This is a genomic window from Metallosphaera cuprina Ar-4 (assembly GCF_000204925.1).
In the GTDB taxonomy this organism is placed as follows: Archaea; Thermoproteota; Thermoprotei_A; order Sulfolobales; family Sulfolobaceae; genus Metallosphaera; species Metallosphaera cuprina.
The window spans coordinates 1,807,105-1,831,231 of sequence record NC_015435.1 but is presented as its reverse complement, the minus strand read 5'-3'; the positions used below and the strand labels follow the sequence as shown (position 1 = coordinate 1,831,231).

Here is a 24,127-nt window from a genome sequence, read left to right as displayed (position 1 = left end):
ATCTGACGTCATTTATGAATCACCCTCTTTCCTCCATTTGTGGGAATAACGGAAATTTTACTATCCCCAAAAATAAGATTTAGTTGTTCTCCCTTATATAGCCTGTCAAGAAAAATAGCTAAGGACGCCACCTCTGAGTGTGGTTGGTTAGATATCGCTACGTTAAAGTCAGCTATATGATAGTACCATCCCTCCACCTTCTCCGCTCCAACTATAACTAGAATATTGTCCAATTGTCGTATGTTATCTATTATTTCAGGTACGTTGATCCCATACATGGTTAGATGAACTACTTTACCTCCGTCTTTCTTCCACTCACTGACAATTTTTTTAGGCTCAGATGTAATATCTATAGTGAAATAGTTTCCGCCCCACTTGCCTATGGTAGATCTTATTTTATCTACTACTTTTAGGTCGTCTCCTTCGATATAGATTCCTCTAGCCCCGAAGGCCCTTGCTACGAGCGCAACGTGGGTTGTTACTCTCTTATCTCTTAAAGGCCTGTGACCTAATCTTAAGACATATACGTTCTTTAGTTGACTAGGGAGAATATTTTATCCCTCAATAGTTCTATATTGAGGCCATTTTTAGCTGAAACTGGGACGCAGTCCATAATTGGAGCGTACAATCCCTCGCTTAGTAGCCTTACTGTTTCTAGTTTGTTAGCAACATTGCCGTTTAGCAAGTCGGCCTTATTGCCAACAATAATAATAGGTTTTCCTGTTATTCCGAGTTCTCTAAGTATCTCAAAAGACGATCTAGTAATCTCAATAAGAATCGAATCGTCTAGGGAAATGTCTACAACCAGTAACAATAGATCCGCATATTTTATCTCTGATAATGTAACAAAAAACGTGTCTATGATTTGAGGTGGGATACTTCTAATAAATCCTACAGTATCCACAAGCATCAATTTCTTAGAGTTTCGTTTTATAGCGTATCTCTTCGGGGCTGTTGTGGTGAACATAGACTGATCCGTAGCCTGATTTAAACCTGTCATCACATTAAAGATCGAAGTTTTACCGGCGTTAGTATAACCAGTAATAGCGACGTATGGTATATCCCTTTCTCTGCTCTTCATCTGATCCTCTCTAAATTTTTTTAGACTTTCTAACTCTCTAGTAATTTTTGAGATTTTCCTATTATAAAGCCTGAGAATTGATTCCACACCGTAAGTGCCGGCGCCCAAAGGCCCTTGTTGTTCTGACTTCTTGGTCTTGCTGTATACATCCTTTAGTATTGGAAGCTCATATTTTAGCCTGGCTAACTCTATCTGAAGTTTTGCTTCCTTTGAGCCAGCGTGTAGGGCAAATATTTCCAATAAGAGGAAAAGCTTATCTAGTATTTTCTTATTTTCAAGCGATCTATTCAAATTAATAAAGTGCCTTGGAGAAAGTAGATCGAATATAACTATTGTCTCTATATCCTTCTCCTTTAAGAGCTTAACCTTCTCTTGAGAAATGTAGAACAGTCTATTGGGCTTTGATGGAAGAGGATAAGTTAGTGTAACTGAGTAACCGGCAGTCTCGGTAAGAGTTAGAGCTTCTTCCACCAACTCATCAGGAGCGAATAGGACAGCCTTCACTTCCTCCCCTCTCTTATTTTTATAATGTCTCCCAAAGTTAAGGTTTGAGAGTCTGATTCTGAAGTTTCTTTTTTGCCTGAAGAAACTTCTACAACGAGTTTTACACCCAATATCCTCTCAATGACTCTTGCCTCACTTATAGTTGGTTTTAGCTTTCCTAGTTCAATTCTTTTTATTATGTTTTCCTTGACCTTCATTTTCTCCGCTAACTCATTAGTTGACAAATGCATTCTTTCTCTTCCCTCTCTTATTATCTTAGGGTAATTCTCGTCTATGTCTAGCTCTACCTCATCACGTTTTACTATCGTCTTCGGCCTAGTTTGAACTTGCTTCGTTTCCTTTGGAATCATGACTAAATGTTTCTTATTTTTCTCGTAACATCTTCTGCAAATTATCATGGGACTACCTTCTATTTTCACATGATAACCCTGTCCTTCAATCTCGGAACCACATATTTCGCAGTATGTTACTGCATCGTTTTTCATGGGTACCATATATAATAGATGGCGATAAACATTTTTAGTCTAACTTAACCAAATTCTTATATGATTGAGCTTGTCCGATGAGTTAGATTTATCAAAGGATGCTTCTGTAAATGACGAGCACGCTATAAGGATCCTGGAGGAGAAAATCAGGGCGATGCAAATTGAGGCCGAGAGCCTTAGAAAAGAATTAAATTATTACAAATCTGAAATGGAGAAATTATTAAGTCCTCCGCTCATAGAAGCAGTAGTACTTGATATATTAGAGGATGGTAGAGTAATAGTAAAAAGCACTTCAGGGCCTAATTTGGTTGTTAATGTATCAGATAACGTTGATATCAGTGCAATTAAGGTAGGAAAGTACGTGGCCCTAAATCAGAGAGGGTCCGCAGTAGTGGAAGTGTTGAGAGATAGAGAGGATCCATTAGTTAGATCTATGGAGGTTGTTGAGAAACCTAACGTTAGATATCAAGATATTGGAGGGCTAGAACAACAGATTCAGGAGATAAAAGAGGTAGTTGAGCTTCCTTTAAAGAGGCCAGAACTATTTAAAGACCTAGGGATAATTCCTCCTAAGGGAGTGCTTCTTTACGGACCTCCTGGTACAGGAAAGACCATGTTAGCTAAGGCTGTAGCTACTGAAAGTAAAGCCGCGTTCATACATGTTGTAGCTTCCGAGTTTGCGCAGAAGTTCGTTGGAGAGGGAGCTAGAGTAGTTAGAGATCTCTTTGAACTCGCTAGAAAGAAGGCCCCATCGATAGTCTTTATAGACGAGATAGACGCAATAGGAGCTAAAAGAATCGATTTGGGTACTAGCGGTGAAAGGGAAGTACAGAGAACTCTAATGCAACTATTAGCTGAGATTGATGGATTTCAACCTTTAGACAACGTAAAAATAATTGCTGCAACCAATAGGGTCGACATCCTTGATCCTGCGTTATTGAGACCAGGTAGGTTTGATAGGCTAATAGAGATACCTCTTCCTGACGTAAATGGAAGAGAGCAGATCTTTAGGATTTACCTTCAGAGGATGAAGATCGATGATTCAGTTAAAGTGAACGAGTTAGCTTTACTTACCGATGGTTTAAGCGGTGCGGATATTAAGAATCTATGTACAGAAGCGGGTTACATAGCAATAAGGGAGGAGAGCAAGACCATAACAATGTCGCATTTTAGGAAAGCTATAGAGAGACTGAGAAGCAAAAAGTTAAGTAGAGATGTAATAGACAGGGGAGAGAAGTATGTATGAGAGAGCGTAAACTAAGACAATTCGTAACTGACCCAGAGGAGGCATCACCCTACTTAGACGTCCTCAGATCCATTGCGGATTATCAGTTTGGTATAGGTACAGCTCCCTGTCTGTTCAATTCCGAGAGCTCTTTTACAATACAAAGATCTGTTAATACGTGGAGAATAAGAAACGTTCTTCTTGACGGAAAGCTTTTCTTAGTCCTAAGACCTCAAGATGGACTATTTTCTATTACAGTTTTTGCTGCAGAGCTATTAAAAAAATGTTCTAACCCACCTAGGCTGAGAGTTACAGTCAATGATGAGGTTATACAAGCAATAATGAAAGAGGGAAACGTTTTCGCCAAACACGTTATAAATGTGGACAGGAACTTACGCGCAGGTGATGAGGCCATCATTGTAAATAATAGCGATGAGCTAATAGCGGTAGGTAAGATGAGGCTATCTGGCGAGGAAGTGATGGAATATAAAAGGGGGGTAGCTGTAACAGTAAAGGAGAGGTGTAGGATACGAAAGTAGTCTTAAAGAATATTACAGAAGACGAGTTGAGAAACTCTAAATTTATTTCAGGTTTTAGGACTTTAGGAGAAGTAGGTTATCTTTCAATCAGGCATCTAGTGCTGATGAGGAAAATGAGGAGGATAGGATTCGTGCTTACCAAATATCTTAGGGATGTGACGTTTCTAGACGATTACGGGGTAGCTACTCCGTTCGAGTTATTTTATGATGATGAATACAAAGTACTAGTAATGCTTAATCATCTCTTACCCTTTCAAAGAGAATGGAGTGATTTTACTCACGGAATGGTTAAATGGTTAAAGAGGGTTCAGATAAGAGATTCGATACTTGTTGGAGGTCTAGATAAGAGATACAAGGACGTTAATGATCCGTTAAAGTGGATGAGAACTAGCAGGAGTAGCATAGAATTAGAGTACCCAACTCTGAATAAGCAGCTTATCATGGTAGGTCCATTAGCTCTCTTCACCGTGTATGCCGAGATCGAAGATTTACCAGCTACTGTGCTATTACCTTATGCTGATAGGGAAAGGTTAGATCCAGGAGCAGCAGCTGTAGCTGTAGATGTAATAAACAAGATTATTGGTTTTAACATAGACACCAGAGAACTTTATGAAGACGCTAAAAAAATAGAGCAGGAGCTCCAGAGACAGCTTGAGATGATTCAAAAGGAGTTATCCAAGAGCGGTGTTGATAGACATTACATGTGATAAGACCGATTTCTCACATTCTATAAATTTTATCTCTTCATAATTTTTATCTTTTAGAAAAGATTGTATGAAGGAAACCGTTTTCTCTAGCGTTAATTTATCGACCTCTTCTGGCATTTCGAACTGTGACATCGGAAAACTTTCAGACGTTGATACAGGAATTAACCCATAAAATGGAAGTGCTACGAATACATCTGTACCTCTATTTTTAGAAAGGATCGACTTAACCTTAGGATCTAAAATAAAGGGACTATTTAGCTTATCTCCACAAATTACTAATGCATTTCTCTTTTTTGGGACGAAAACTTTCATAAACTCGACATGTCTCAAAATTTCAGGTCTGTCTATAGAGTCGGAGTTAAATAATAGAACCCCTTTTACAGATCCCTTAACTCTAGGATCATACTTTTCTAGATATCTAGAGTATTTTAAGATCGACTTAAATGCATTGTAAAGGGCTGGATGAGAGTAAGCTTTCTGCTGTATGTATTCAAATAGCCTTCCCTCTCTAATTGCCTGCTTTACTGCGTTCATCTCTTCTCTTATTTTCCATAGGTTGTGAATTGCCAGCAGTTTAGACCTCTCTCCTGATTTCATTTCTGCCAATTCTTTAGGCGTGTATCTGGAACAGACTGGACAACTACACGGAAAATAGTCTAGTTCTTCTAATCTGTAGGTTCTCTCTCTAGTTAGATATCTATTATCTCTAGCAAACAGAATATAAGAGGCTGAGTCAAAGGTGTCAACTCCAAGGGCTACAGCAAAAGGTATCAGATGGGGAACTCCTCCCCCAAATAAGTGAAAAGGAATGCCTCTACTTACGTTAGATTTTGCAGTATAAATCATTTCGATTAATTTGGAATATCTATATTTTTCCATAAAAACTGTAGGGCTTCCTAAAGCTAACATTTTGAATTCTGGGATTTTAGAGGCTTGTTTAGAGGAGTATTCTATCAGGTCTAGGAAAGGGCCCCCCTGTATAGGGTGAGTCCAAATTATATCTTGATTTTCTCTTATAACTTCGATGATCTCTCTACCTCTTTCCAGAGTAAGTTCTACCGATTTTTTAGCTTCGTTCCAGTCATCAGTGTTTCCAGTTGGAACGTCAAGAAATACCCCTATATCTGGTTTTATCTCAACTTGATACGATACTATATCCTTGTTCTCCTGACTTATCTCACCGTACTCTAAAATCTGATAAGCACCAGAGTCTGTCATAATTATATTATTTTCTTCAAATTTATTATGAATATTGCCATTTAATAGATTATTTTTTTTAAGTATATAAGCATTAGTTATAAAATTATAAAATCCTATGGAATTTAGCTCTTTTATAGAGATATCATTTCTCAAAGGATTTACAACGGGGAAAAAGGAGGGCGTCTCTAATTTCCCATGCTTAGTTTCTAAAACTCCTATCCTTGCCGCCAGATCTTCATCCTTTATTTCAAAGTCTCCAATCATTTCATTTCTCCTTTCTTTTTCTTGGCAACATAGTCGTTATATAAATCATATATACGCTGTGCCATAGGCCCACTTCCCTCAACACCGCTTTCTGAAACTTTTATCCTTTCTAACACTGTTATTACTCCAACCTCTTCGTAAAGTTTTACGTCACCTGGCCTCAATCCCAAACTTTTTTGTAATAAATCTGCAAACTCTCTAACATCAAATACGGGAGTAGATTTAGCAATAATTTCTGAAATTACATCCCCATTTATAACAACCTTATAGAATGTATTGTTTTCGCCGTCTTTTGCGTTTACAAGGCTTATCATAAAAGGAGACAGTTCATAAGAAGACAATTGACCAGAATAGCTCCTTCCATCGGTTAACTTGATGATTACAGTTTTCTCAAGCAGAGAGTTCATGTCTGCCAGGATCCTTTTTGGGGTACTCATATCTGAAACCCACATAAAGTTAAAATATAGGAGTTTAAATAGTGGAGTGATTCCCGTGCTTAGTAATTACGTATTCTCGGAAATTTGTGACATAGTTTCCATAAAGAAAGGCGAACTAAGGGATCTCTTGGTAATAAGCATAAAATGCAAAGATATAGACATCACATTAGACATGATATCCTCTATTAACATGTTTGAACAAGGCGAAAAGGTCAACTTGACTATTTCCAAAGAGAGGCCAGAATTTTCAGAAAGGGACTTCTGTGCCCACGGTTACGTAGTGACAGAGAAAAAGAAAAAGGACGAAAGTTATACTACCATAATATCCTTCTTTGGCCCCCTATTAAGAATAAGTTCTAATGAATCATTCATTGAGAAGAAAGGATTAAAAATTATGGACCATATATATTTTTGCATAAAGAAATCAACTGCTTAAGTTTTCTTAATTTATCGTCAGTATATCAGAACGCTCCAAAACTAATACGAAATGAAATACTAAATCACGATTGATACAGTATATACGAGATAAGACGATTAAAATATAAATAACATGAAATAATTAACAACTAGCTTTATGAGGACAGAAATTCCGTATTTATTTTGCCATCCCTTGAAATAGTTAATATGTCTATCCCGTCACCCGAAGTAACATCTCTCTCTGCCGAAGCTCTGAGAGATTTAATGGTAAGTTCCTTTCCTTGCATTAAGGTCATAGACTCATTATATTCCGCTTCTAGAACTCCTATTGATACCCTTGCCCCGGAGCCAACTGCTGCATAAACATCGTCCAGTAGTGATCCCAAGGGGTCTAAAACATATAGCTGTGGTTGACCATCATCAACGCCTCCAAATAGAACTTCAGATATAAATGGCATGTACTTATATTGATATAGTATTATTGAGAGCAATTTAGCTGCAGCTTTAGTAGAAATTGGCCTATTGTTATACAGCTCATAATATTTGATATTTGCATTCATTATTCTAGTGAGAGCTTGAAGATCTCCAAAAAGTCCAGCTCCACCTATTCCAAATCTAGCTATAGGGAATACTTTCTTTGCGGATTTGCTAAGTACATATCCACCGTAGCTCAACCTCCTAACTGCACCTAAAATAATTCCATCCTGAACCTTTACACCGACTGCTGTAGAAGGTAACTCCTCCATAAATATATCCCTTACATTCTTCACACGTCAGGGTTATAATATTTGTCTTAAGTTACCGTTGGCCAGGAAATTGGGCCGGTCCTTAAGGAACTTCGATATATTATAGAACCTAATTTATACATTATAATTATGTATTTTTAAATATTTTATATATTGCAGACTTAATTAGTTTTTAAGGAAACGATGGGTTGGTCTGAAGGTTAAACTACAGAGTATCCATGTTCTTTAGACACTGGAACTGTACAGTATTAATTTGATGAAAAGATAAAGATTAATTCATTTTTATTAGATATAATGCTATAATATATTCTAGTTCGCTTGCATATCTGAATTAAGGACTCTAATCAACTCACTAATATTTACAAGTCTTTGCTCTCTAGTTTTTAGATTCCTTACTGTCACTTTTTCATTTTCTAGTTCTTTCTTACCAATAATTATTACATGAGTATAACCTTGATCAGCGTAAAGGGAGATAAGCTTTGATAGGCTCAAATCCTTGTTATTTAGTGTCGTAACGTACCCATTTTCTCTGAGGATCGACGCTATTTCTAGAGCTTTCTTGATTGCCAGGTTATCAAGAGTGATGACGGCGATTAGATGAACAGGCTCTTTCCTCAATAGGATATTCTCTAAAGCGTGAACAGTCCGTTCAATTCCTATAGCGAAACCTATTGCCGGCGTCTTACTACCTCCATATATTTCTACAAGCGAATCATATCTGCCTCCTCCTGCAATACTAAATGGTAACCCTTTTTTTGTAACTTCGAAGATAGGCCCAGTATAATAAGCTAAACCTCTTACAAAGCTCAGATCTATTAGGTAATTAATCCCCAAAGACGATAATACGTCGCTAATTAGGCTGATTTTTTCAATTTCAATTTTAAGTTCAGGTATATCTATTTTATCGATATAAGCAATTAATTCTTCAATTTTTACAGATTTTCCATTTTTTGTTAGTATTTCAAGAAGATCCATTATCTTAGAATTTTGTATTGGGATCCTTTCTAGAGTGGAATAGAATTCGTTTATTTTGCCCTTGTCTAGTAGGTGCAAGACGTGTTCCTGAAGATTATCATCTATTTTGATATAATCAAATATTTTTCTATATATACCAATATTATTTATTTTAAACTCTACATTATCTTTGAGTCCAATCTTACGATAGAAGTCGTTCAATAAATGGAACATTTCGAGTTCGGCAAGAATAGATTCAGTGCCGAGGACTTCTACTCCGGCTTGCCTGAACTCTCTGTATCTTCCTAATTGAGGCTCATCATATCTATACACTCTTCCTACGTAAAATATCCTTAAAGGTTTAGGAAAATGCTGTAGTGAGTTGAGATAAAGTCTGACAATACTAGGTGTAATTTCAGGTCTGAGTGCAACTTCCCTGTCTCCTTTATCTTTAAAAACATACATCGTCTTCCTCAATTCCTCACCACCTTTCACAGAAAACAGCTCAAATTCCTCCACTACGGGCGTAATTGCCTCGCTATATCCTGCCTTCTCTACAACTTCTCTGAATATTGTCTCTACTTTCCTTATTTTTTGAGCCTCATCTGCATAGTAATCTTGCATACCTCGTAAAGGTTCGTATGATACCATTGAAAATCACTTAATTAAGTTAATCTCTTCTAGATTATAATATGTTATATCGCCATATTTATCCACGAGAGCTACAAATATAGATATTTGCATTGATTTAGAGAATTTAATTAAATTCATAAAATTATTTATATCTATCATTTCGTCTTCTGATATTACTACTATTAATACCTCTGGCTTACCGGTTTTATTTGTTATAACTAATGTAGAGTCTAAATTAGAGACAGATATTTTCTTCCCTTTTAGTTTTAAATCTAAATATACTACGAATTTGTTCCATACGTTCCTATCGTGACTCACCAATTTTCTTGCGATTTCGGTTGCACTTTCAATATCGCCTCTTTGCACTCTGTTAGCGAGCTCTTCAAATAAGTCTGACATTATTGACTTACAATTGATGTAAGACGATATATTACTTTCGATCTTATCTGTCCGTGTGTTTCCGAAAGGATGAAAACGGTCAAATTTGTTAGTTATGTCGTTTAATGCATGAGACAAGGCGGATACAATTGCAGTTTTTGCGGATCATCAGATTTGATTTGGGATGATTCAAGGGGAGTGATAGTCTGCGCTAATTGCGCAGCAGTTTTGGACATAATATACGATTACAGGATGCCTTATATAGAGCCTCATAGGCCAAAAAGCACTTTTAACAAAGATATATTTTTTAAAAAAATTGAAATTAAAGAAATAAGTAAAATTCTGAAAAGGACTCAATATATAAGATTAAAGGGTAATCTCATGCTTGATTTCCATGGAAAAGATAGAAAGGTTAAAATATACACTACAGATTCCATCATGGCTCTCAATGCTTTAAACAGTGATAGGAATGTGGTTAAAATTTATAATTACCTTGAAAACAAAGGCATATTCAGTGGGCTTAAGTACAGAACAAGAGTGTTATTGACTTATTATCTAATATATAATGGGGATGAAAAAATATTAAAAAAACTGTTTAAAAGTCCTAATTTAAAGCTCGGCAACATAAAGAAGTTAGCAAAAAGAGTTCCTCTCTCAGTGAAGGTAGAAATAAAACATATTATCAATGGTTAGCTTCTTCGATAATCTAAGGCGTTTTGTCGATCGTGGGACACACTATATGAAGATATAGAAAGATTTTTATATAACCTCTTTCTATGTCATTCTGAAAAGGTGACCTTTATGGCCTCACAAGCTACAGTCGCACAAACTCCAGAAGGAATTCCCGTAATTATTTTAAAAGAAGGCTCAAGTAGGGCTTTTGGAAAGGAGGCATTGAGAGCTAACATAGCTGCCGTTAAGGCTGTTGAAGAAACTCTAAGAACCACATATGGACCCAGAGGAATGGATAAGATGTTAGTAGACAGCCTGGGCGATATAACGATAACAAATGACGGAGCGACATTGTTAGATAAGATGGACTTACAGCACCCAGCTGCCAAGTTATTAGTTCAAATAGCAAAAGGTCAGGATGAGGAAACTGCAGACGGAACTAAAACTGCTGTAATACTCTCAGGAGAGCTTGTTAGAAAAGCAGAAGATCTACTGTATAAAGAAGTTCATCCGACAATAATAATTAGTGGATATAAGAAAGCGGAGGAAGTTGCGTTACAAACAATTCAAGAGATAGCTCAGTCAGTAACTATCAATGATGTTGAACTGCTTAGGAAGGTTGCAATTACTTCTTTAAGTAGCAAAGCGGTAGCTGGATCTAGGGAATATCTAAGTGACATAGTAGTTAAAGCGGTATCGCAGGTTGCGGAGTTGAGAGGAAATAAGTGGTACGTTGACACAGATAACATACAGATTGTAAAGAAAGCAGGTGGAGGTATAAACGATACTCAGCTAATTTACGGTATAGTTGTGGATAAGGAAGTTGTTCATCCAGGTATGCCTAAGAGGGTTGAAAACGCAAAGATTGCGCTAACTGATGCTCCTCTAGAGGTGGAAAAGCCAGAACTTGACGCTGAAATAAGGATAAATGATCCAACGCAAATGGAGAAGTTCCTACAGGAAGAGGAAAACATAATCAAGGAAAAAGTTGATATGATAGCTAGAACTGGGGCCAACGTAATAATATGTCAGAAAGGTATTGATGAGGTAGCTCAATCTTACCTGGCTAAGAAAGGTATCTTAGCGGTTAGAAGAGCTAAGAAGAGTGACCTTGAGAAGTTAGCTAGAGCTACTGGTGGTAGAGTAGTCTCAAACATAGAGGAAATAAGCGAGCAAGATCTAGGGCATGCGGCTCTAGTGGAGGAGAGGAAAGTTGGAGAAGACAAGATGGTCTTCATCGAAGGTGCAAAGAATCCAAAGGCGATAAGCATACTAATAAGAGGAGGACTAGAGAGAGTTGTAGATGAGACAGAAAGAGCCCTCAGAGACGCTGTAGGCACAGTTGCTGATGTCATAAAGGACGGTAAGGCAGTTGCTGGAGGAGGAGCTGTAGAGATTGAAATAAGTAAGAGATTAAGAAAGAAAGCCCCGCAGATAGGTGGTAAGGAGCAGCTAGCGATAGAGGCATATGCTAACGCTCTAGAAAGTTTAGTAATGATATTAGTTGAGAATGCTGGATACGACCCAATCGATCAGTTGATGAAATTAAGGTCTCTACATGAAGATGAGGCTAAGAAGTGGTACGGGGTAGACCTAAATGCAGGACAGCCTGCAGATAATTGGACTAGAGGGGTAATCGAGCCCGCCTTAGTAAAGATGAATGCCATCAAGGCGGCTACAGAGGCAGCAACGTTAGTACTTAGGATAGATGACCTTGTGGCTGCAGGTAAGAAGTCAGGAGGAACAGGAGGAAAAGAATCTAAATCCGAGAATAAGCCTTCAGAAGAGGACTAAATGTATTCCAGAGGAACAGAACTTTATTTTTAATATTTATTCTTTTACTCTTATTATTATTGGAATTTTCATATTTGGTGCCGATATTAAGGCTTCTCCTACGTCCAATTTATCAAGGGAATCGTATAGGGAAGGCGTTAGCGATAGAGATTCTGCCAAGATTCTTTTATCTAAATCAGATTTAATTGTATGTATTATTTTTATATTAGTATTTTTTAGTACTTCAGGTGAAATAGAAGATGGTGACTGAGATACCACACATAGACCAAGTCCAAATTTTCTAATTTCGCTAATCAGTTTCTCTAGGAACTCGCTATCTTTAACGAAATAATTATGAGCTTCCTCTAATACGAGTAAAGAAGGTTTTATAGGCTTATTTTTCATATAAAAATCAGATATTAATTTAATCATTAATAATCCGTATATTCTTCTTAACCTTAAGTTCTTTATGAAACTTAAATCTATCACAGCATTGAAAATAACGTCGTCAACGTTAGGGTTTTCAATCTTATCTGTGAATAATTGTTTTCCCTCCTTAGTAAATAGTAGATATACCTTTCTAAGCAGACCGTATTTCACTTCTCTCATCCAATTATTGGTTTCTTCCACTCTAGTTAGAGTAGTTATGAACGTCTTCATATCAAATTTATTTGATCTTTTCATCTTAAGTAAAACAGAATATAGTAAAAATCTTTGAGGATCTGTTAATTTTAACACGTCTCCAAGTATTTCTACGATTTCATCTGTGTTACCAAGTTTTAACGGGTTTATTCTTATTACGTTATCAGAACCAACTATCTTCAGGCCATCTATCTTACCTATATGTTCGCCGTGCCAGTCCAGTAACGTGACGTTAAATCCGTTTCTAATTAACCTTTTTGCAAGTATATCTGCCGTAGTCGACTTTCCGCTTCCTGTGGACCCGAATATACCTATATGCCTGGTTATATCTGCTGTTCTTATCCCTGTTCTTATATCACCAGTATCCGTTTTCATTGTTCCTAAATCTATATCGAAGCCTTCAACTAGGAGGGAATTCTTCGGCGTGTCAATTAATTTCTGATATATTTTAGCGTAAGACATATTCCCCCAGGATGATGGGATGGGTATAGAACGATTTGAAATGGACGCTATGTCTAAATGAATGTGAGGAGCTACCGCACTAGCTATGTTTCTAATGTTTTCTATCTCTTCTAACAATTCATTTTCGCAGTTTATACAATCGCGCAATATTATGAGTGTAGAGACCGTTCTATTCTTAGTAAGCCCAGTAATTACAAAATATGTGAAGCCTACGTCTCTTCGAGCTAGGGTCTCCATAAGAGATTCCAGTTCTCTCTGAATGTTAATACCAGTCTTATCCACCTCCACCTTCCCGGACAATTTCAATGCTATTCCTGAGTATGTTTCTCCATTCGAGTTAATTTCAATAATATTTTGTCTTTCAATAATTTTATCTACAAAATATTTATTTTTTCTTAGAAATACTGATAACAAGAATGTAGCGGCTATAGCGCTAAAGATAACGATCATGTAGAAGGAAGATAAGTGTAATATTTGGTTCATAATTACTAAACTGCCCAGAAAGATTAGAATAAGAGGCGCGATCCTACTGTTCATTTAGAATTAACTACAAATAAATAATGAGCGCACTACATCGAAAGTATAGAGTTTCTACTAAGCAAGATTCTTTCCTCTCTGGAGCTGACCTGAATTGTTTCGTATACGTCATTTTTACAGCATTTTACGACGAAGTACTTTCCAACGTAACCTTGAGGTATGGAGTTTTTCAATGCCACGTTAACCTGATCTGTTGCACTTAGCAATGCTAGAAAATATAATGATTCGTCTTTAATTTTCCTTTTAGTCTTATTTTCGAAGAAGATATAGCACGCTTGTCTAATTAAGCTGAGTGGTGGGAGTTCTCTTAACACCTGACTAACGCAGTTTTCATCATAAGTCAAATACATTTTGATATCAGGTTTTCCTTCCAGCTCTAAAATTTCCACCTTTAGCCACCATGATTTATTGGAATTATTTCTACAACATCAGAATCGCCTAAGGTCACTGTATCAAGTAATCTTGAATCTTTACCGTTGACGAGAACAATGTATCCTGGCTTAACTTTTCCTTGATCTATAATTAGACCAAATTTATCAAAGTTTTTTAGAACAGATATCAAATTATCATCATTTATCAAAAATATAGATTGTCCAAACGTATTTGATAGTGGGCCTCTGAGTATTACTTTAACCATTTTACTCCTCGATTTCCTCCTGAACTTCAGGAGTTTGAATAACCCTCTTGCTCTGCTTAGCTTTTCTCGTTATGTATCCAGCTATTCTGTTTCTTACTTTCTTTGAGTATACGTCGACTACTTGTTTCACTAACTCTTTATTTTTTTCATAATCAGTAGATATATTGTCCTTATATTTTTCATATATCTGTTGACCTATCCTTTTGATATCTCTTGTATATATATTTCCCACATAATCACCTTGTTATGATTATAAGAGTCAGTTAAATAAATCTAGTCCATACCTTGGTCCTTTGATGCATATACACTAGGCTTTGCTTTTACGCTATCTTCTTTCTTGAATCTATCTTTTAATTTCTCTATAATAGTAGGTAAAGTTGTATATTCCATTTCTGTTGGTTCGAGTCTGTGTGGCATAAAAGGTCCATGTCTTCTCATGTAATCTGTCATTATAGCTGCAACCCTTCTAGTTTCATCGAAGGCTGGATCATCAAATAAATCAGAAGGTCCAGTCAGTTTTCCATTCTTTAGGTTAAATCCTAATCCAATCAATCTAGGCGGCCCATCAAATCTAGTAGCTTTTGCATCCCTTTGCGAAACAGGCATGAGAGGACCATAGTGGCTTCCGCGCATCCATCCTGGAACCAAGTAAGGGAAGGAAAAAGCCTCTAACGCCTCTCCTAATGCTGGAAATCCATGCTGTAATCTCACTATCAACACTGGATCGTCTTTACCAACATACTTCCCAGCTATTAGGTTAAGTCTCTCGATAGACGTAACGGATCCAATCATGTTGTCTGCTTTTCTATAAACTCTTCTTATTACATATCTAGCCATAGTTCCTATTAGACCAAGAAGATAGTATATTTCCTCTGGACTATTCAATAAGACGCTCTGGCCTTCATACACGTCTAAAACCTCTAATTTAAACCCCTCGTTCATAGTAGGGTCTATTACTAAGCCTGGCGTATTAAAAGGATCACAAAACATCTTATAGAGCGGGAAATTGAAGGCTCCAGGCTCAGTCTTATCAGCCATGAATATTGCGATTGGTTCAGATGGCCTCTCCTCAACTTCCAGTTCAGCTATTCCTGGTCCCATCCCCTTTAGGTTACCAGAGAATGTATCTGATAACAAGTCTTGTCCTGCCGCATAAAGTCCAAGTTCTTTGGAGACCTTTGTCGCTTCCTTGAAAGCGCTCCATGCCGTTTCATGAACCTTAGTGTCAAGTTCGCCTCTAGTATGGCTCATGATAAGCTCTAGATCATCACCAACGTTTGTAATATAATAGTCTAGAATTATTCCTTGCCTTTTTGCATCTGCCAATACCCTATTAGCTGCGGCCATTGTGTCTGGATGTACTACATGATGGCCAGCTAGACTTCCAATGTCCGCCTTTATTACACTTACCGTAGATCTCATGTATCGAGATTGTATAAATCAATATAAAACCTTATTGATAAAAGCCTTAACTCAAACTCCTTACTTAGTTGTTTTTGAATGGATAAACACGTAGAACGTTTCTATTTAGTTAATCTGATATGGTTTCTGTTGAATAATACTCGTTTCTCTCTCTTTGTACTCTATCTAAATAACTACCTATCTTGTTAGCTCTAGGTCTTCCAGTTTCAGCGTCTCTTCTAAACGTTAAACCTATATCTTTTAGGAAAACGTTTATCCCTTTTTGAAGAGAGAGAGGTTGAGTTGCATATCCTTGTTTCCCTGGAGTTCCTGAGAATGTGATTACCCTGTCTGCTACGTAATCATGGATAGCTAGATCATGATCTACTAGAAACGTAACACTCTTTCTTTCCCTGGTTATTCTTTTTATAGCTTTTGCAACGATATACCTCTCTTCAACATCAAGGTAAGAAGAAGGTTCATCAAGCAAATATACGTGAGCCTCTTTAGCTAACGTACCAGCAATAAGCAATTTCTGAAGCTCTCCCCCGCTAAGGCTCTTTACCTGATTATCTAGAAGCTTGTGAAGTTTGAGTTTTCTAGTTACTTCAGTGTAGAACCAAGAGGAGGTCGATAGCACATCTTTGCTCACAGTTTCAAGATATTCCCTAACAGTACCGTCATAGTCAGGTACTATACGTTGTGGCTTATAGGATAGTGTTAATCCTCCAGGGCTTATATGGCCAGTATCAGGTTCAATTTCTCCAACTAAGATTCTTATAAAAGTAGTTTTACCGATACCGTTGGGACCCACTATTCCTATTATTTCACCTTCTCTAGCAGAACCCTGTTGCACTTGAAGCGAGAAGTCCGAAAGGCGTTTTGTTATTTCACTCCATTTGATCTTTTCTATACTATTCTTTAATAAATCTAAATCGGTTATATCTTTTATATAAAACTGAATCTTATAATCTGATATTCTTGTATTTTCAGCAGGAAGGTATCCATTTAGAAAATTGTTTATTCCAGTTCTTGTAGAGTAAACTTTAGATACCTTACCATAAACTCCACTTTCCCCATAAACTATTGAAACGTAATCAGTGATGAAGTCAAGGACTATTAAGTCATGATCTACTATAATAACATATTTATTCTTAGTAAGTTCTTTAATTGCTTTAGCAGCATTTATTCTTTCTCTGATGTCAAGATATGACGAGGGTTCGTCAATAGCGTATACGTTAGCTTCTTTAGCCAACGCCGCCGCAATAAGCAATTTCTGAAGCTCTCCCCCGCTAAGAGTTGAAACGTCCTTATTCCACATGGTCTCCATGTATAGTAACTCCTTTACCTCATCTAACTTGCCCCTCTCGTCTACTTTCCTTAAGATATCTGATACATTTCCTTTTAGTAAACGCGATACATATTCTATATATTGTATTTTATGGACTATTTTTAGATTTTTATTATATAATTTACTGAAATATGTGTACATCTCTTTCCCTTTAAATCTTTGAAGGACTTCATCAACACCAATCTGCCTTTCAACTTGTCCGAAATTGGGAATTATCTCTCCGCTTATGATCTTCATAATTGTTGTCTTTCCTGCACCATTTTTACCAATGATTCCAATTACTTGTCCTTCCTTTAATATAGGGAGACCGAACAGCTCGAAACCGTTTTTACCGTATCTATGAATCACTTCTTTACTAAAGTTGTCAGGAACATTCAAAATTGATATTGCCTCGAATGGGCATTTTTTGACGCAAATATTACATCCTATACACGTTTCCTCGTAGACAATTGGCTTGCCCAGTTTACTTTGATCTATCTCTATTGCCTTGCTTCCTGATCTGTTTATAGGACAAAATCTAACACATTCTATTGAACACTTATCAGGTTTGCAACTATCATAATTGATTACTGCAACTCTCAAAACTCCTACACCCCATTAAAAAACAAAAACCCTTACTTTTAGTTTACCACTCTTCCTCTTCCCAATCTTCCTCCTCTATATCTTCCCAATCTTCCTCCTCTATATCTTCCCAATCTTCCTCAATCAACGAAAGCACCAATCAATCCTTAATTGAATAGTACTTATAATTTTCGACGGATCTTGCTTGAAGTAGTATCAGATCTCTCCCTGTAAATAGAAAAATTGCTTAAAATTCTACAAACCTGAAAATCTAAGTTCCATATTTCCATTGTTTAGAATACTCAATTTGTTCCTCAGTTAACTGCTCAATTTCTATACCCATAGAGCTGAGTTTTAGACGAGCTACCCTCTCGTCTATCTCAGAAGGAACATCATAAACTTTAGGACTCAGCTTGCTTTTGCTCTTATGTAGATAAACTACTGATAAAGCTTGATTAGAAAAGCTTAGGTCCATCACTTCGCTTGGATGACCTTCACCAGCTGCAAGATTAACTAAGCGTCCATCAGCTAGTAGATACACTTTGTTTCCATTAGGTAACGTGATCTCCTCAGTAAACGGTCTAATTATCCTACTGCTCTTAGCTATTTTTCTGAGACCTTCCACGTCAATTTCTACGTTAAAATGTCCTGCATTACTCAGTATTGCCCCGTCTTTCATGTTCATTATATGTTCAGTTGATATAACTCTAATATTCCCTGTTGCAGTTACAAATATATCTCCTATCTTTGAGGCCTCTTTCATGTTAGTAACAACAAAACCTTCCATTAACGCCTCAAGAGCTCTTAGAGGATTAGCTTCTACTACTATCACTCTGCCACCGAGTCCTCTGAGTCTTGAAGCAATACCCCTTCCGACCCATCCATAACCGACCACTACGCATACTTTTCCTGCTATTAAGATGTTTGTGGCTCTTAATATCCCATCTATTGCGCTTTGACCGGTTCCGTACCTATTATCAAAGAGGTACTTCGTAAAAGCGTTATTGACTGCTATGACAGGGTATTTTAATATTCCTTGCTCCTCCATAGCCTTTAGTCTAACCACACCAGTAGTGGTTTCTTCCGTACCTCCTATAACGTTAGAGATGCCCCTTTCATGGATGTAGGCATGAAGGTCTCCTCCGTCATCCATAACGATCTCTGGATTTGTATCGAGTAAGGCCTCAATATTGCTGTAGTACTCTTTCTCATTTTCTCCTTTCCACGCAAAAACAGAAACGTCGTGGAACTTAACTAGAGCTGCAGCCACATCGTCTTGAGTGGATAATGGGTTACTTGCAGCTAGAGCAATCTCAGCCCCGGCCAATCGCAAGGTTTTCATTAGGACTCCAGTCTCTTTTGTAACATGAAGAACGGCAGCTATTTTAACGCCTTTTAACGGTTTCTCTCTTTCTAGGTCCTTTTGGATAGATAGAAGAGCAGGCATATGTTTTTCTGCCCATTCTAATTGGCTTCTTCCTTGTTCCGCAAATGATATATCTCTTATCTTATAATTCATGTGCTTAACGGAAAAAGAAAGTATAAATTTCTATGGCTAAAGTTAAGTTAGCCGAAAGTAATTTTCCCCAGAAATATCACCATTAACTAGTGTCTAATTGATGGAAGGTAGATTATTGATAAATACAGAAAATTTAGTATTAAATCAAAATTCTGATCCAGATGGCAACAATAAGGACTCAGGAGGGCGTCAAGTGTCTTAGAGGAACGGAGCACTTAGGATGAATGAACAGCGATTCGCGAAAGGAGTTTTACAAGAACTTCAATGAGCACAGAGGAGGAGAAGCGTTGTGGGGCTTAGGAACATTATTCCGTACTAGACTTAGTTCAGAGCTGTATTAGTCTCTCAACTCAATGTTTTAGGTTATATACTTAAAATATTATTAGTTAAATTTATAGTTTTAATGAGATTACTTTAATATTAATTTCTTAGATATTTAATTTCATAAAAATATCATGAGCTATTGATCCCAACCTCAGTCAAGATAGCTTGGTCCACTTACACCTGTTAAATTAAATCTTTGATAGTCATTTTAAATTCTAATTAAACCTTTAGATTCGTCTTACTTCTTCGTCGTAAGCCTTAAAAATGGAAACTTTACTAAGATAGGTAGAGGGCCCGTAGCTCAGCTAGGTAGAGCGCGCGGCTCATAACCGCGTGGTCGAGGGTTCAAATCCCTCCGGGCCCAGTTTATTGTTGCGTAATTTAGAAATTTTCTTTAATAGGTTATCTTATTGGCTGACCTAACCAAAAGTTGTTTGATTCTTCTGTAAATACTTAGACGACCAAATTGAAGGCATTTTATTTACCTAGTAGCAGTTACGGTAGCTTAGATCAACCACTACTTCTACGTATTTAGGCTAATTTTAAAATTCCATATAATTATGAGCTTTGATCATCATGTTTAAAGACAAGGACTTCATTTATATAAATTATACAGGAAAGGATAAAAATACACAGGAAATTATAGACACGACCGTAGAGGAAGAGGCTAAAAAGGCTAACATTTACAACGAAGGTCGTAAATACGGTCCTCAACTCGTCATTTTAGGAGAGCATAGATTAATTAAAGGATTGGAGGAAAGTCTATATAACCTTAACCTAGACGAAGAGAAAGAAATAGAAGTTACTCCAGATAACGCTTATGGACCTAGAGATCCTTCTAAAGTTAAGGTAATGTCACTCGGAGAGGTTAGAAAACAAGGAATAACTCCATATCCTGGCTTGCCTGTAAGGTTTTCTGACGGATCTGTTGGGATAATAAAGAGTGTGAGCGGTGGTAGAGTTTATATCGATCTAAACCACCCTTTAGCGGGTAAAACGCTAGTGTATAAAGTCAAGGTGGTAAAGCAGTTAGTAGATGATAAAGAGAAAATAGATGCGTTGATTGAAAGATGGTTCTCTGGCGTCGAGAAGCCAACAGCTCAACTATCAGAGGACAAGAAGACTTTGAAAATCACAATACCAGAAAAGATTTTCATGTTAGAAGATATCCAATCAAGGAAACTCCTCTTAGCTAGAGATATACTGAAGTATGTTATTGATGAGATCTCTGTAGTATACGAAGAGGTATTTACCAAGTCTGTAATTAGTCAATAATTCCAGTGTCCCTTACTACTTTCTCAGCAGAGCTCCACGTTAATCCCCTGTCTCCAAGTATAGTGTATCTTTCGGGTCTTATGCTGTGAGCCACGGTCAGTGCCTTAATTATTACCTCGTTAGATATCCCGAGCTCCTTTACATTCGTTGGTAATCCTATCCTATTTAAAGCCCTCTTAATCTCCCTCCAATTAATACCGTGAATGTAAGCCATAATCACCGTGCCGATACCTACCAATTCGCCATGTAGCGCTGCATTAGGTTGAAGTAGATCTACTGCATGGGCAAACAAATGCTCTGACCCGCTAGCTGGTCTGGTACTGCCGGCCATTCCCATCGCTATTCCGCTGCTAATTAACGCTTCAACCAAAAGCCTTACGCTATATTTTAAATCCCTATGTATTATTCTTGTGCAACTTAAAGCGTGTTTAGCAGAGAGAATGGCAAGAGAGGCGGTATAATCGCCATAATACTCTCCAGTTAGCTTAGACGCAAGTTTCCAGTCTCTAACCGCAACGAGTTTGCCAAGGGTGTCTCCAATACCAGAGTTAATTAATCTCCGTGGGGCCGTACTCAGGACGTCAATGTCAGCTATGATGGCATAGGGCATCTTTGCCTTTACCGATACAGGCTTCCCGAGTCCCTTAATTGAAGCGAAAGGAGATGCTATACCGTCATGAGAGGGGGCAGTTGGGATACTTATGAAATTTACATTCAGCTTGTACGCAGCATATTTTGTTACATCTATCGTCTTTCCTCCACCTATACCAAGTATAAACTTTAGATTGGACCCCTTAGCCTTCTCCTCGACCCTGTTTACCTCGTCTATCGTCGAATCATTTACTTCTATCAGTTCTATTTTATTTATCTCGTTCAAGTTATCTAATATTTTATCTATTACAATTTTTCTTACATTAGGTCCAGTAACTATTAATAGAGGGCTTGTTACATTTAATTGGAAAAGATAATCTTTTAATTTAGATAAAATTCCAGTTCCGATGTAAACCTTCTTCGGAAGCTCAATAATATGCTCTTGAATCTCCATAGTATGAAAGAAGATTTAAATATAATAAAGAATTACCTATGCCTGCCGGATTTCTTTGTTTATTTGGTGATACAGGTGTCCAATTTTAGGATGGGAATAATATCTGCAATCTACAATGGAATTCCAAAGGAAGCTCAGATTACTAGAATTGAGTTTGAGGGACCTGAGATAGCAGTCTATGTAAAAAATCCGTCGATTCTAGGCGATAAGATGGATTTAGTGAGGAAGATAGTTAAAGAAATAAAGAAAAGGATAGTAATTAAGGCGGATAGCAGTGTTAGAAAGTCAGAAAAGGAAACGATAGAGATAATCAAAAACTTTGTGCCAAGCGAAGCTCAGATTTCTGATATAAAGTTCGATGATGAATTAGGAGAGGTATTAATTAAGGCAAAGAAACCAGGACTAGTTATAGGAAAAAAGGGATTAATTCAACAAAAAATATTCGTAGAAACTTATTGGAGACCTATAATAATTAGAGAGCCTCCAATCAAATCAAGGACCGTAGAAAGCGTTCTCACTCACATGTATAACGAAACGGAGTATAGATCGAAAATACTGAAGATCTTTGGAGAGAGAATTCATAGAGAGTTACTCTTCAAAGATAGATATGTAAGAGTTACAGCTCTGGGAGCGTTTCAGGAGGTAGGTAGATCCGCTGTTCTAGTCGAGACTCCTGAAAGTAGGATACTAATGGACGTAGGAGTAAATCCAAGCGTAAATTTCGGAGAGAGGATGTTCCCTAAACTAGACATAGATCAGTTAAGGTTAGAAGATTTAGATGCAGTAGTATTGACTCATGCGCATTTAGATCACAGCGGAATGATTCCATTTCTCTTCAAGTATGGCTATGAGGGACCTGTTTACACTACTCAACCTACTCGAGATATCATGGCTCTAATGCAGCTAGATATGTTAGACGTTGCAGATAAAGAAGGAAGACCTTTACCATATTCAGCTAAAGAAGTGAGGAAGGAACTTCTTCATACGATAACACTGGACTACGAGGAGGTAACAGATATAGCGCCTGATATCAGGTTAACGTTCTATAACGCTGGGCACATAATTGGATCAGCAATGGCCCATCTTCATATAGGAGACGGAGTCCATAACCTGGTTTACACTGGAGATTTCAAATACGCTAGAACTAGACTGTTAGATAGAGCCGTATCCGAATTTCCTAGAGTAGATACATTAATTATGGAAACCACATACGGAGTTCAAGAACAGACCAATAGAGATCAATCGGAGAAGAAACTTATAGAAACCATCAATAATACAATTAATAGAGGAGGTAAAGTATTAATTCCAGTATTAGCTGTAGGTAGAGGACAAGAAATAATGTTAGTGATTAACGACGCAATGAAAAAGAAAATGATCCCAGAGGTTCCGGTTTACGTTACTGGATTATTTGATGAGGTAACCGCAATACATACAGCTTACCCTGAATGGCTCGGTAAAGAAGTAAGGGACTCGATCTTGTTTAAGGACGAGAATCCTTTCACGTCCGATCTCTTTAAGAGAATTGAAGGATACAGAGAAGATGTAGCTCATGGAGAACCAAGTATAATTTTAGCTACATCTGGAATGTTAAACGGAGGCCCTGCTGTTGAATTTTTTAAGGAATTGGCACCTGATTCAAGAAACAGTCTAGTGTTCGTTAGTTATCAAGCAGAAGGTACGCTAGGAAGAAAGGTGAGAGACGGAGCTAGAGAAATCCAGATAATAGGTAGAGATGGTAGGGTTGATAACATAAAGGTTAACTTAGAAACTACACCGATAGATGGATTCTCTGGTCACTCTGACAAATGGCAGTTGCTGAATTTCTTAGGGGATATAACGCCTAAACCCAGGAACGTAATACTAAACCATGGAGAAGCCAATGCAATAAGAGAGTTTAAGAAAGTAGTAGAGAGACAGCGTAGGGAGAGGCTAGGTCTGGGAGGGGCAAACATTTTCGCTCCAACAATATTAGATAGTTTGAGGCTCGCCTAAAATTACCTATCATGTTTCTTCTTATTATTGCCTCTAAAAGAGATGATGGAAACTAAATTTTTAAGTATACTATACTTACAGACTAAGGGGCCCGTCGTCTAGCCTGGTTAGGATGCCGCTCTGACACAGCGGAGGTCCTGGGTTCAAATCCCAGCGGGCCCACTCCATCATAGGGGATATAGATAAGATAGAAAAATCCTAACGTTTTATTCTTCTATAGCAATATTAATTCTTTCTGAATCTATGAGACTCAACAAGTATCCTTGCAACTTTTGTTTTTAGTTAAGTGTCTTTTCTTTCCTGTTTCTCTCTTTCATATCCAATAAAACACCTCTCGATATTTCCTTGTCCCTGACATCATTAGGT

General features: G+C 37.4%; 25 protein-coding genes and 2 tRNA genes. 10 read left to right on the top strand and 17 right to left on the bottom strand.

Annotated features, from left to right (window positions below; translation table 11 throughout):
• Positions 1-8 precede the first annotated feature (8 nt).
• The 3 genes from MCUP_RS09650 to MCUP_RS09640 form a co-directional block, all read right to left on the bottom strand.
• Complete coding sequence (locus MCUP_RS09650; RefSeq protein ID WP_048057667.1) at positions 9-434, bottom strand: tRNA methyltransferase; 426 nt, start codon at positions 432-434, stop codon at positions 9-11.
• A 98-nt stretch (positions 435-532) separates the two neighbouring features.
• Positions 533-1,585 (bottom strand): GTPase HflX, encoded by a 1,053-nt coding sequence (gene hflX, locus MCUP_RS09645; protein WP_013738623.1) that lies wholly within the window; start codon positions 1,583-1,585, stop codon positions 533-535.
• Entirely contained in the window at positions 1,582-2,079 is a 498-nt protein-coding gene (locus MCUP_RS09640; RefSeq protein ID WP_013738622.1) for a multiprotein bridging factor aMBF1, read from the bottom strand. Before MCUP_RS09640 ends, hflX begins: the two co-directional genes overlap by 4 nt.
• A 61-nt stretch (positions 2,080-2,140) precedes the next feature.
• On the opposite strand from MCUP_RS09640, the gene MCUP_RS09635 reads away from it, so the two are divergent.
• Genes MCUP_RS09635 through MCUP_RS09625 form a run of 3 tightly spaced genes read left to right on the top strand, consistent with a single transcriptional unit; the run spans position 2,141 to position 4,541 of the window.
• Entirely contained in the window at positions 2,141-3,316 is a 1,176-nt protein-coding gene (locus MCUP_RS09635; RefSeq protein ID WP_013738621.1) for a proteasome-activating nucleotidase, read from the top strand.
• Positions 3,313-3,834: a PUA domain-containing protein gene (locus MCUP_RS09630; protein WP_013738620.1), complete on the top strand. Its 522-nt coding sequence runs from the start codon at positions 3,313-3,315 to the stop codon at positions 3,832-3,834. Before MCUP_RS09635 ends, MCUP_RS09630 begins: the two co-directional genes overlap by 4 nt.
• A 26-nt stretch (positions 3,835-3,860) precedes the next feature.
• Positions 3,861-4,541 (top strand): proteasome assembly chaperone family protein, encoded by a 681-nt coding sequence (locus MCUP_RS09625; protein WP_373419056.1) that lies wholly within the window; start codon positions 3,861-3,863, stop codon positions 4,539-4,541.
• Here MCUP_RS09625 and tgtA read toward each other — a convergent pair.
• A complete protein-coding gene (tgtA, locus tag MCUP_RS09620) occupies positions 4,506-6,005 on the bottom strand; it encodes a tRNA guanosine(15) transglycosylase TgtA (RefSeq protein WP_013738618.1) in 1,500 nt (499 codons plus the stop codon). The two genes, MCUP_RS09625 and tgtA, sit on opposite strands and share 36 nt — an antisense overlap.
• The gene (locus tag MCUP_RS09615) at positions 6,002-6,442 is read right to left on the bottom strand and encodes an Lsm family RNA-binding protein (RefSeq protein ID WP_048057665.1); all 441 of its coding nucleotides are present in this window, start codon (positions 6,440-6,442) and stop codon (positions 6,002-6,004) included. Before MCUP_RS09615 ends, tgtA begins: the two co-directional genes overlap by 4 nt.
• Positions 6,443-6,497: 55 nt before the next feature.
• On the opposite strand from MCUP_RS09615, the gene MCUP_RS09610 reads away from it, so the two are divergent.
• The gene (locus MCUP_RS09610) at positions 6,498-6,878 is read left to right on the top strand and encodes a DNA-directed RNA polymerase subunit G (protein WP_048057798.1); all 381 of its coding nucleotides are present in this window, start codon (positions 6,498-6,500) and stop codon (positions 6,876-6,878) included.
• 136 nt (positions 6,879-7,014) lie between these two features.
• On the opposite strand, the gene psmB is transcribed toward MCUP_RS09610, so the two are convergent.
• From psmB to MCUP_RS09595, 3 genes are all read right to left on the bottom strand, one after another.
• Positions 7,015-7,605 carry an archaeal proteasome endopeptidase complex subunit beta gene (gene psmB / locus MCUP_RS09605; RefSeq protein ID WP_013738615.1) on the bottom strand — a complete coding sequence of 197 codons (591 nt, stop codon included), beginning with the start codon at positions 7,603-7,605 and terminating at the stop codon, positions 7,015-7,017.
• Between the two features lie 309 nt (positions 7,606-7,914).
• A complete protein-coding gene (hisS, locus tag MCUP_RS09600) occupies positions 7,915-9,210 on the bottom strand; it encodes a histidine--tRNA ligase (protein WP_013738614.1) in 1,296 nt (431 codons plus the stop codon).
• Positions 9,211-9,216: 6 nt separating this feature from the next.
• The gene (locus tag MCUP_RS09595; protein ID WP_237697997.1) at positions 9,217-9,558 is read right to left on the bottom strand and encodes a ribonuclease BN; all 342 of its coding nucleotides are present in this window, start codon (positions 9,556-9,558) and stop codon (positions 9,217-9,219) included.
• A 141-nt stretch (positions 9,559-9,699) separates the two neighbouring features.
• Here MCUP_RS09595 and MCUP_RS09590 point away from each other — a divergent pair, with 141 nt between their 5' ends.
• Both MCUP_RS09590 and thsB read left to right on the top strand, forming a co-directional pair.
• Positions 9,700-10,263, top strand: a complete 564-nt coding sequence (locus tag MCUP_RS09590) for a TFIIB-type zinc ribbon-containing protein (RefSeq protein ID WP_048057664.1) — start codon at positions 9,700-9,702, stop codon at positions 10,261-10,263.
• Positions 10,264-10,371: 108 nt separating this feature from the next.
• On the top strand, positions 10,372-12,036 hold the full coding sequence (thsB, locus tag MCUP_RS09585) for a thermosome subunit beta (RefSeq protein ID WP_013738611.1): 1,665 nt from the start codon (positions 10,372-10,374) through the stop codon (positions 12,034-12,036).
• A gap of 36 nt (positions 12,037-12,072) precedes the next feature.
• On the opposite strand, the gene cedD is transcribed toward thsB, so the two are convergent.
• The 8 genes from cedD to ahcY all read right to left on the bottom strand — a co-directional run bounded on the left by cedD (position 12,073) and on the right by ahcY (position 19,125).
• Positions 12,073-13,656, bottom strand: a complete 1,584-nt coding sequence (cedD, locus tag MCUP_RS09580; RefSeq protein WP_048057663.1) for a DNA-translocating ATPase CedD — start codon at positions 13,654-13,656, stop codon at positions 12,073-12,075.
• Positions 13,657-13,688: 32 nt separating this feature from the next.
• Positions 13,689-14,045 carry a hypothetical protein gene (locus MCUP_RS09575; RefSeq protein ID WP_048057662.1) on the bottom strand — a complete coding sequence of 119 codons (357 nt, stop codon included), beginning with the start codon at positions 14,043-14,045 and terminating at the stop codon, positions 13,689-13,691.
• Positions 14,046-14,047: 2 nt separating this feature from the next.
• Entirely contained in the window at positions 14,048-14,293 is a 246-nt protein-coding gene (gene urm1, locus MCUP_RS09570) for a Urm1-like protein (protein WP_013738608.1), read from the bottom strand.
• Between the two features lies 1 nt (position 14,294).
• The gene (locus tag MCUP_RS09565) at positions 14,295-14,525 is read right to left on the bottom strand and encodes a 30S ribosomal protein S17e (protein ID WP_013738607.1); all 231 of its coding nucleotides are present in this window, start codon (positions 14,523-14,525) and stop codon (positions 14,295-14,297) included.
• Positions 14,526-14,566: 41 nt separating this feature from the next.
• Positions 14,567-15,715 (bottom strand): fructose-1,6-bisphosphate aldolase/phosphatase, encoded by a 1,149-nt coding sequence (gene fbp, locus MCUP_RS09560; protein WP_013738606.1) that lies wholly within the window; start codon positions 15,713-15,715, stop codon positions 14,567-14,569.
• 109 nt (positions 15,716-15,824) lie between these two features.
• Complete coding sequence (locus MCUP_RS09555; RefSeq protein ID WP_013738605.1) at positions 15,825-17,627, bottom strand: ribosome biogenesis/translation initiation ATPase RLI; 1,803 nt, start codon at positions 17,625-17,627, stop codon at positions 15,825-15,827.
• 43 nt (positions 17,628-17,670) lie between these two features.
• A complete protein-coding gene (locus MCUP_RS10105) occupies positions 17,671-17,763 on the bottom strand; it encodes a pyruvate dehydrogenase (RefSeq protein ID WP_237698041.1) in 93 nt (30 codons plus the stop codon).
• A 114-nt stretch (positions 17,764-17,877) separates the two neighbouring features.
• Positions 17,878-19,125 carry an adenosylhomocysteinase gene (ahcY, locus tag MCUP_RS09550; RefSeq protein ID WP_013738604.1) on the bottom strand — a complete coding sequence of 416 codons (1,248 nt, stop codon included), beginning with the start codon at positions 19,123-19,125 and terminating at the stop codon, positions 17,878-17,880.
• A 614-nt stretch (positions 19,126-19,739) separates the two neighbouring features.
• On the opposite strand from ahcY, the gene MCUP_RS09545 reads away from it, so the two are divergent.
• Together MCUP_RS09545 and MCUP_RS09540 are read left to right on the top strand one after the other, a co-directional pair.
• Positions 19,740-19,813: transfer RNA gene (locus tag MCUP_RS09545), tRNA-Ile, on the top strand.
• Between the two features lie 212 nt (positions 19,814-20,025).
• A complete protein-coding gene (locus MCUP_RS09540; RefSeq protein ID WP_013738603.1) occupies positions 20,026-20,724 on the top strand; it encodes a peptidylprolyl isomerase in 699 nt (232 codons plus the stop codon).
• Here MCUP_RS09540 and MCUP_RS09535 read toward each other — a convergent pair.
• Positions 20,714-21,769, bottom strand: a complete 1,056-nt coding sequence (locus tag MCUP_RS09535; protein WP_013738602.1) for an NAD(P)-dependent glycerol-1-phosphate dehydrogenase — start codon at positions 21,767-21,769, stop codon at positions 20,714-20,716. The genes MCUP_RS09540 and MCUP_RS09535 overlap by 11 nt on opposite strands.
• 90 nt (positions 21,770-21,859) lie before the next feature.
• Between MCUP_RS09535 and MCUP_RS09530 the strand changes: the two genes are divergently transcribed.
• Entirely contained in the window at positions 21,860-23,761 is a 1,902-nt protein-coding gene (locus MCUP_RS09530) for a beta-CASP ribonuclease aCPSF1 (protein ID WP_048057797.1), read from the top strand.
• An 87-nt stretch (positions 23,762-23,848) separates the two neighbouring features.
• A tRNA-Val gene (locus MCUP_RS09525) sits at positions 23,849-23,923 on the top strand.
• The last annotated feature ends 204 nt before the right edge of the window (positions 23,924-24,127 follow it).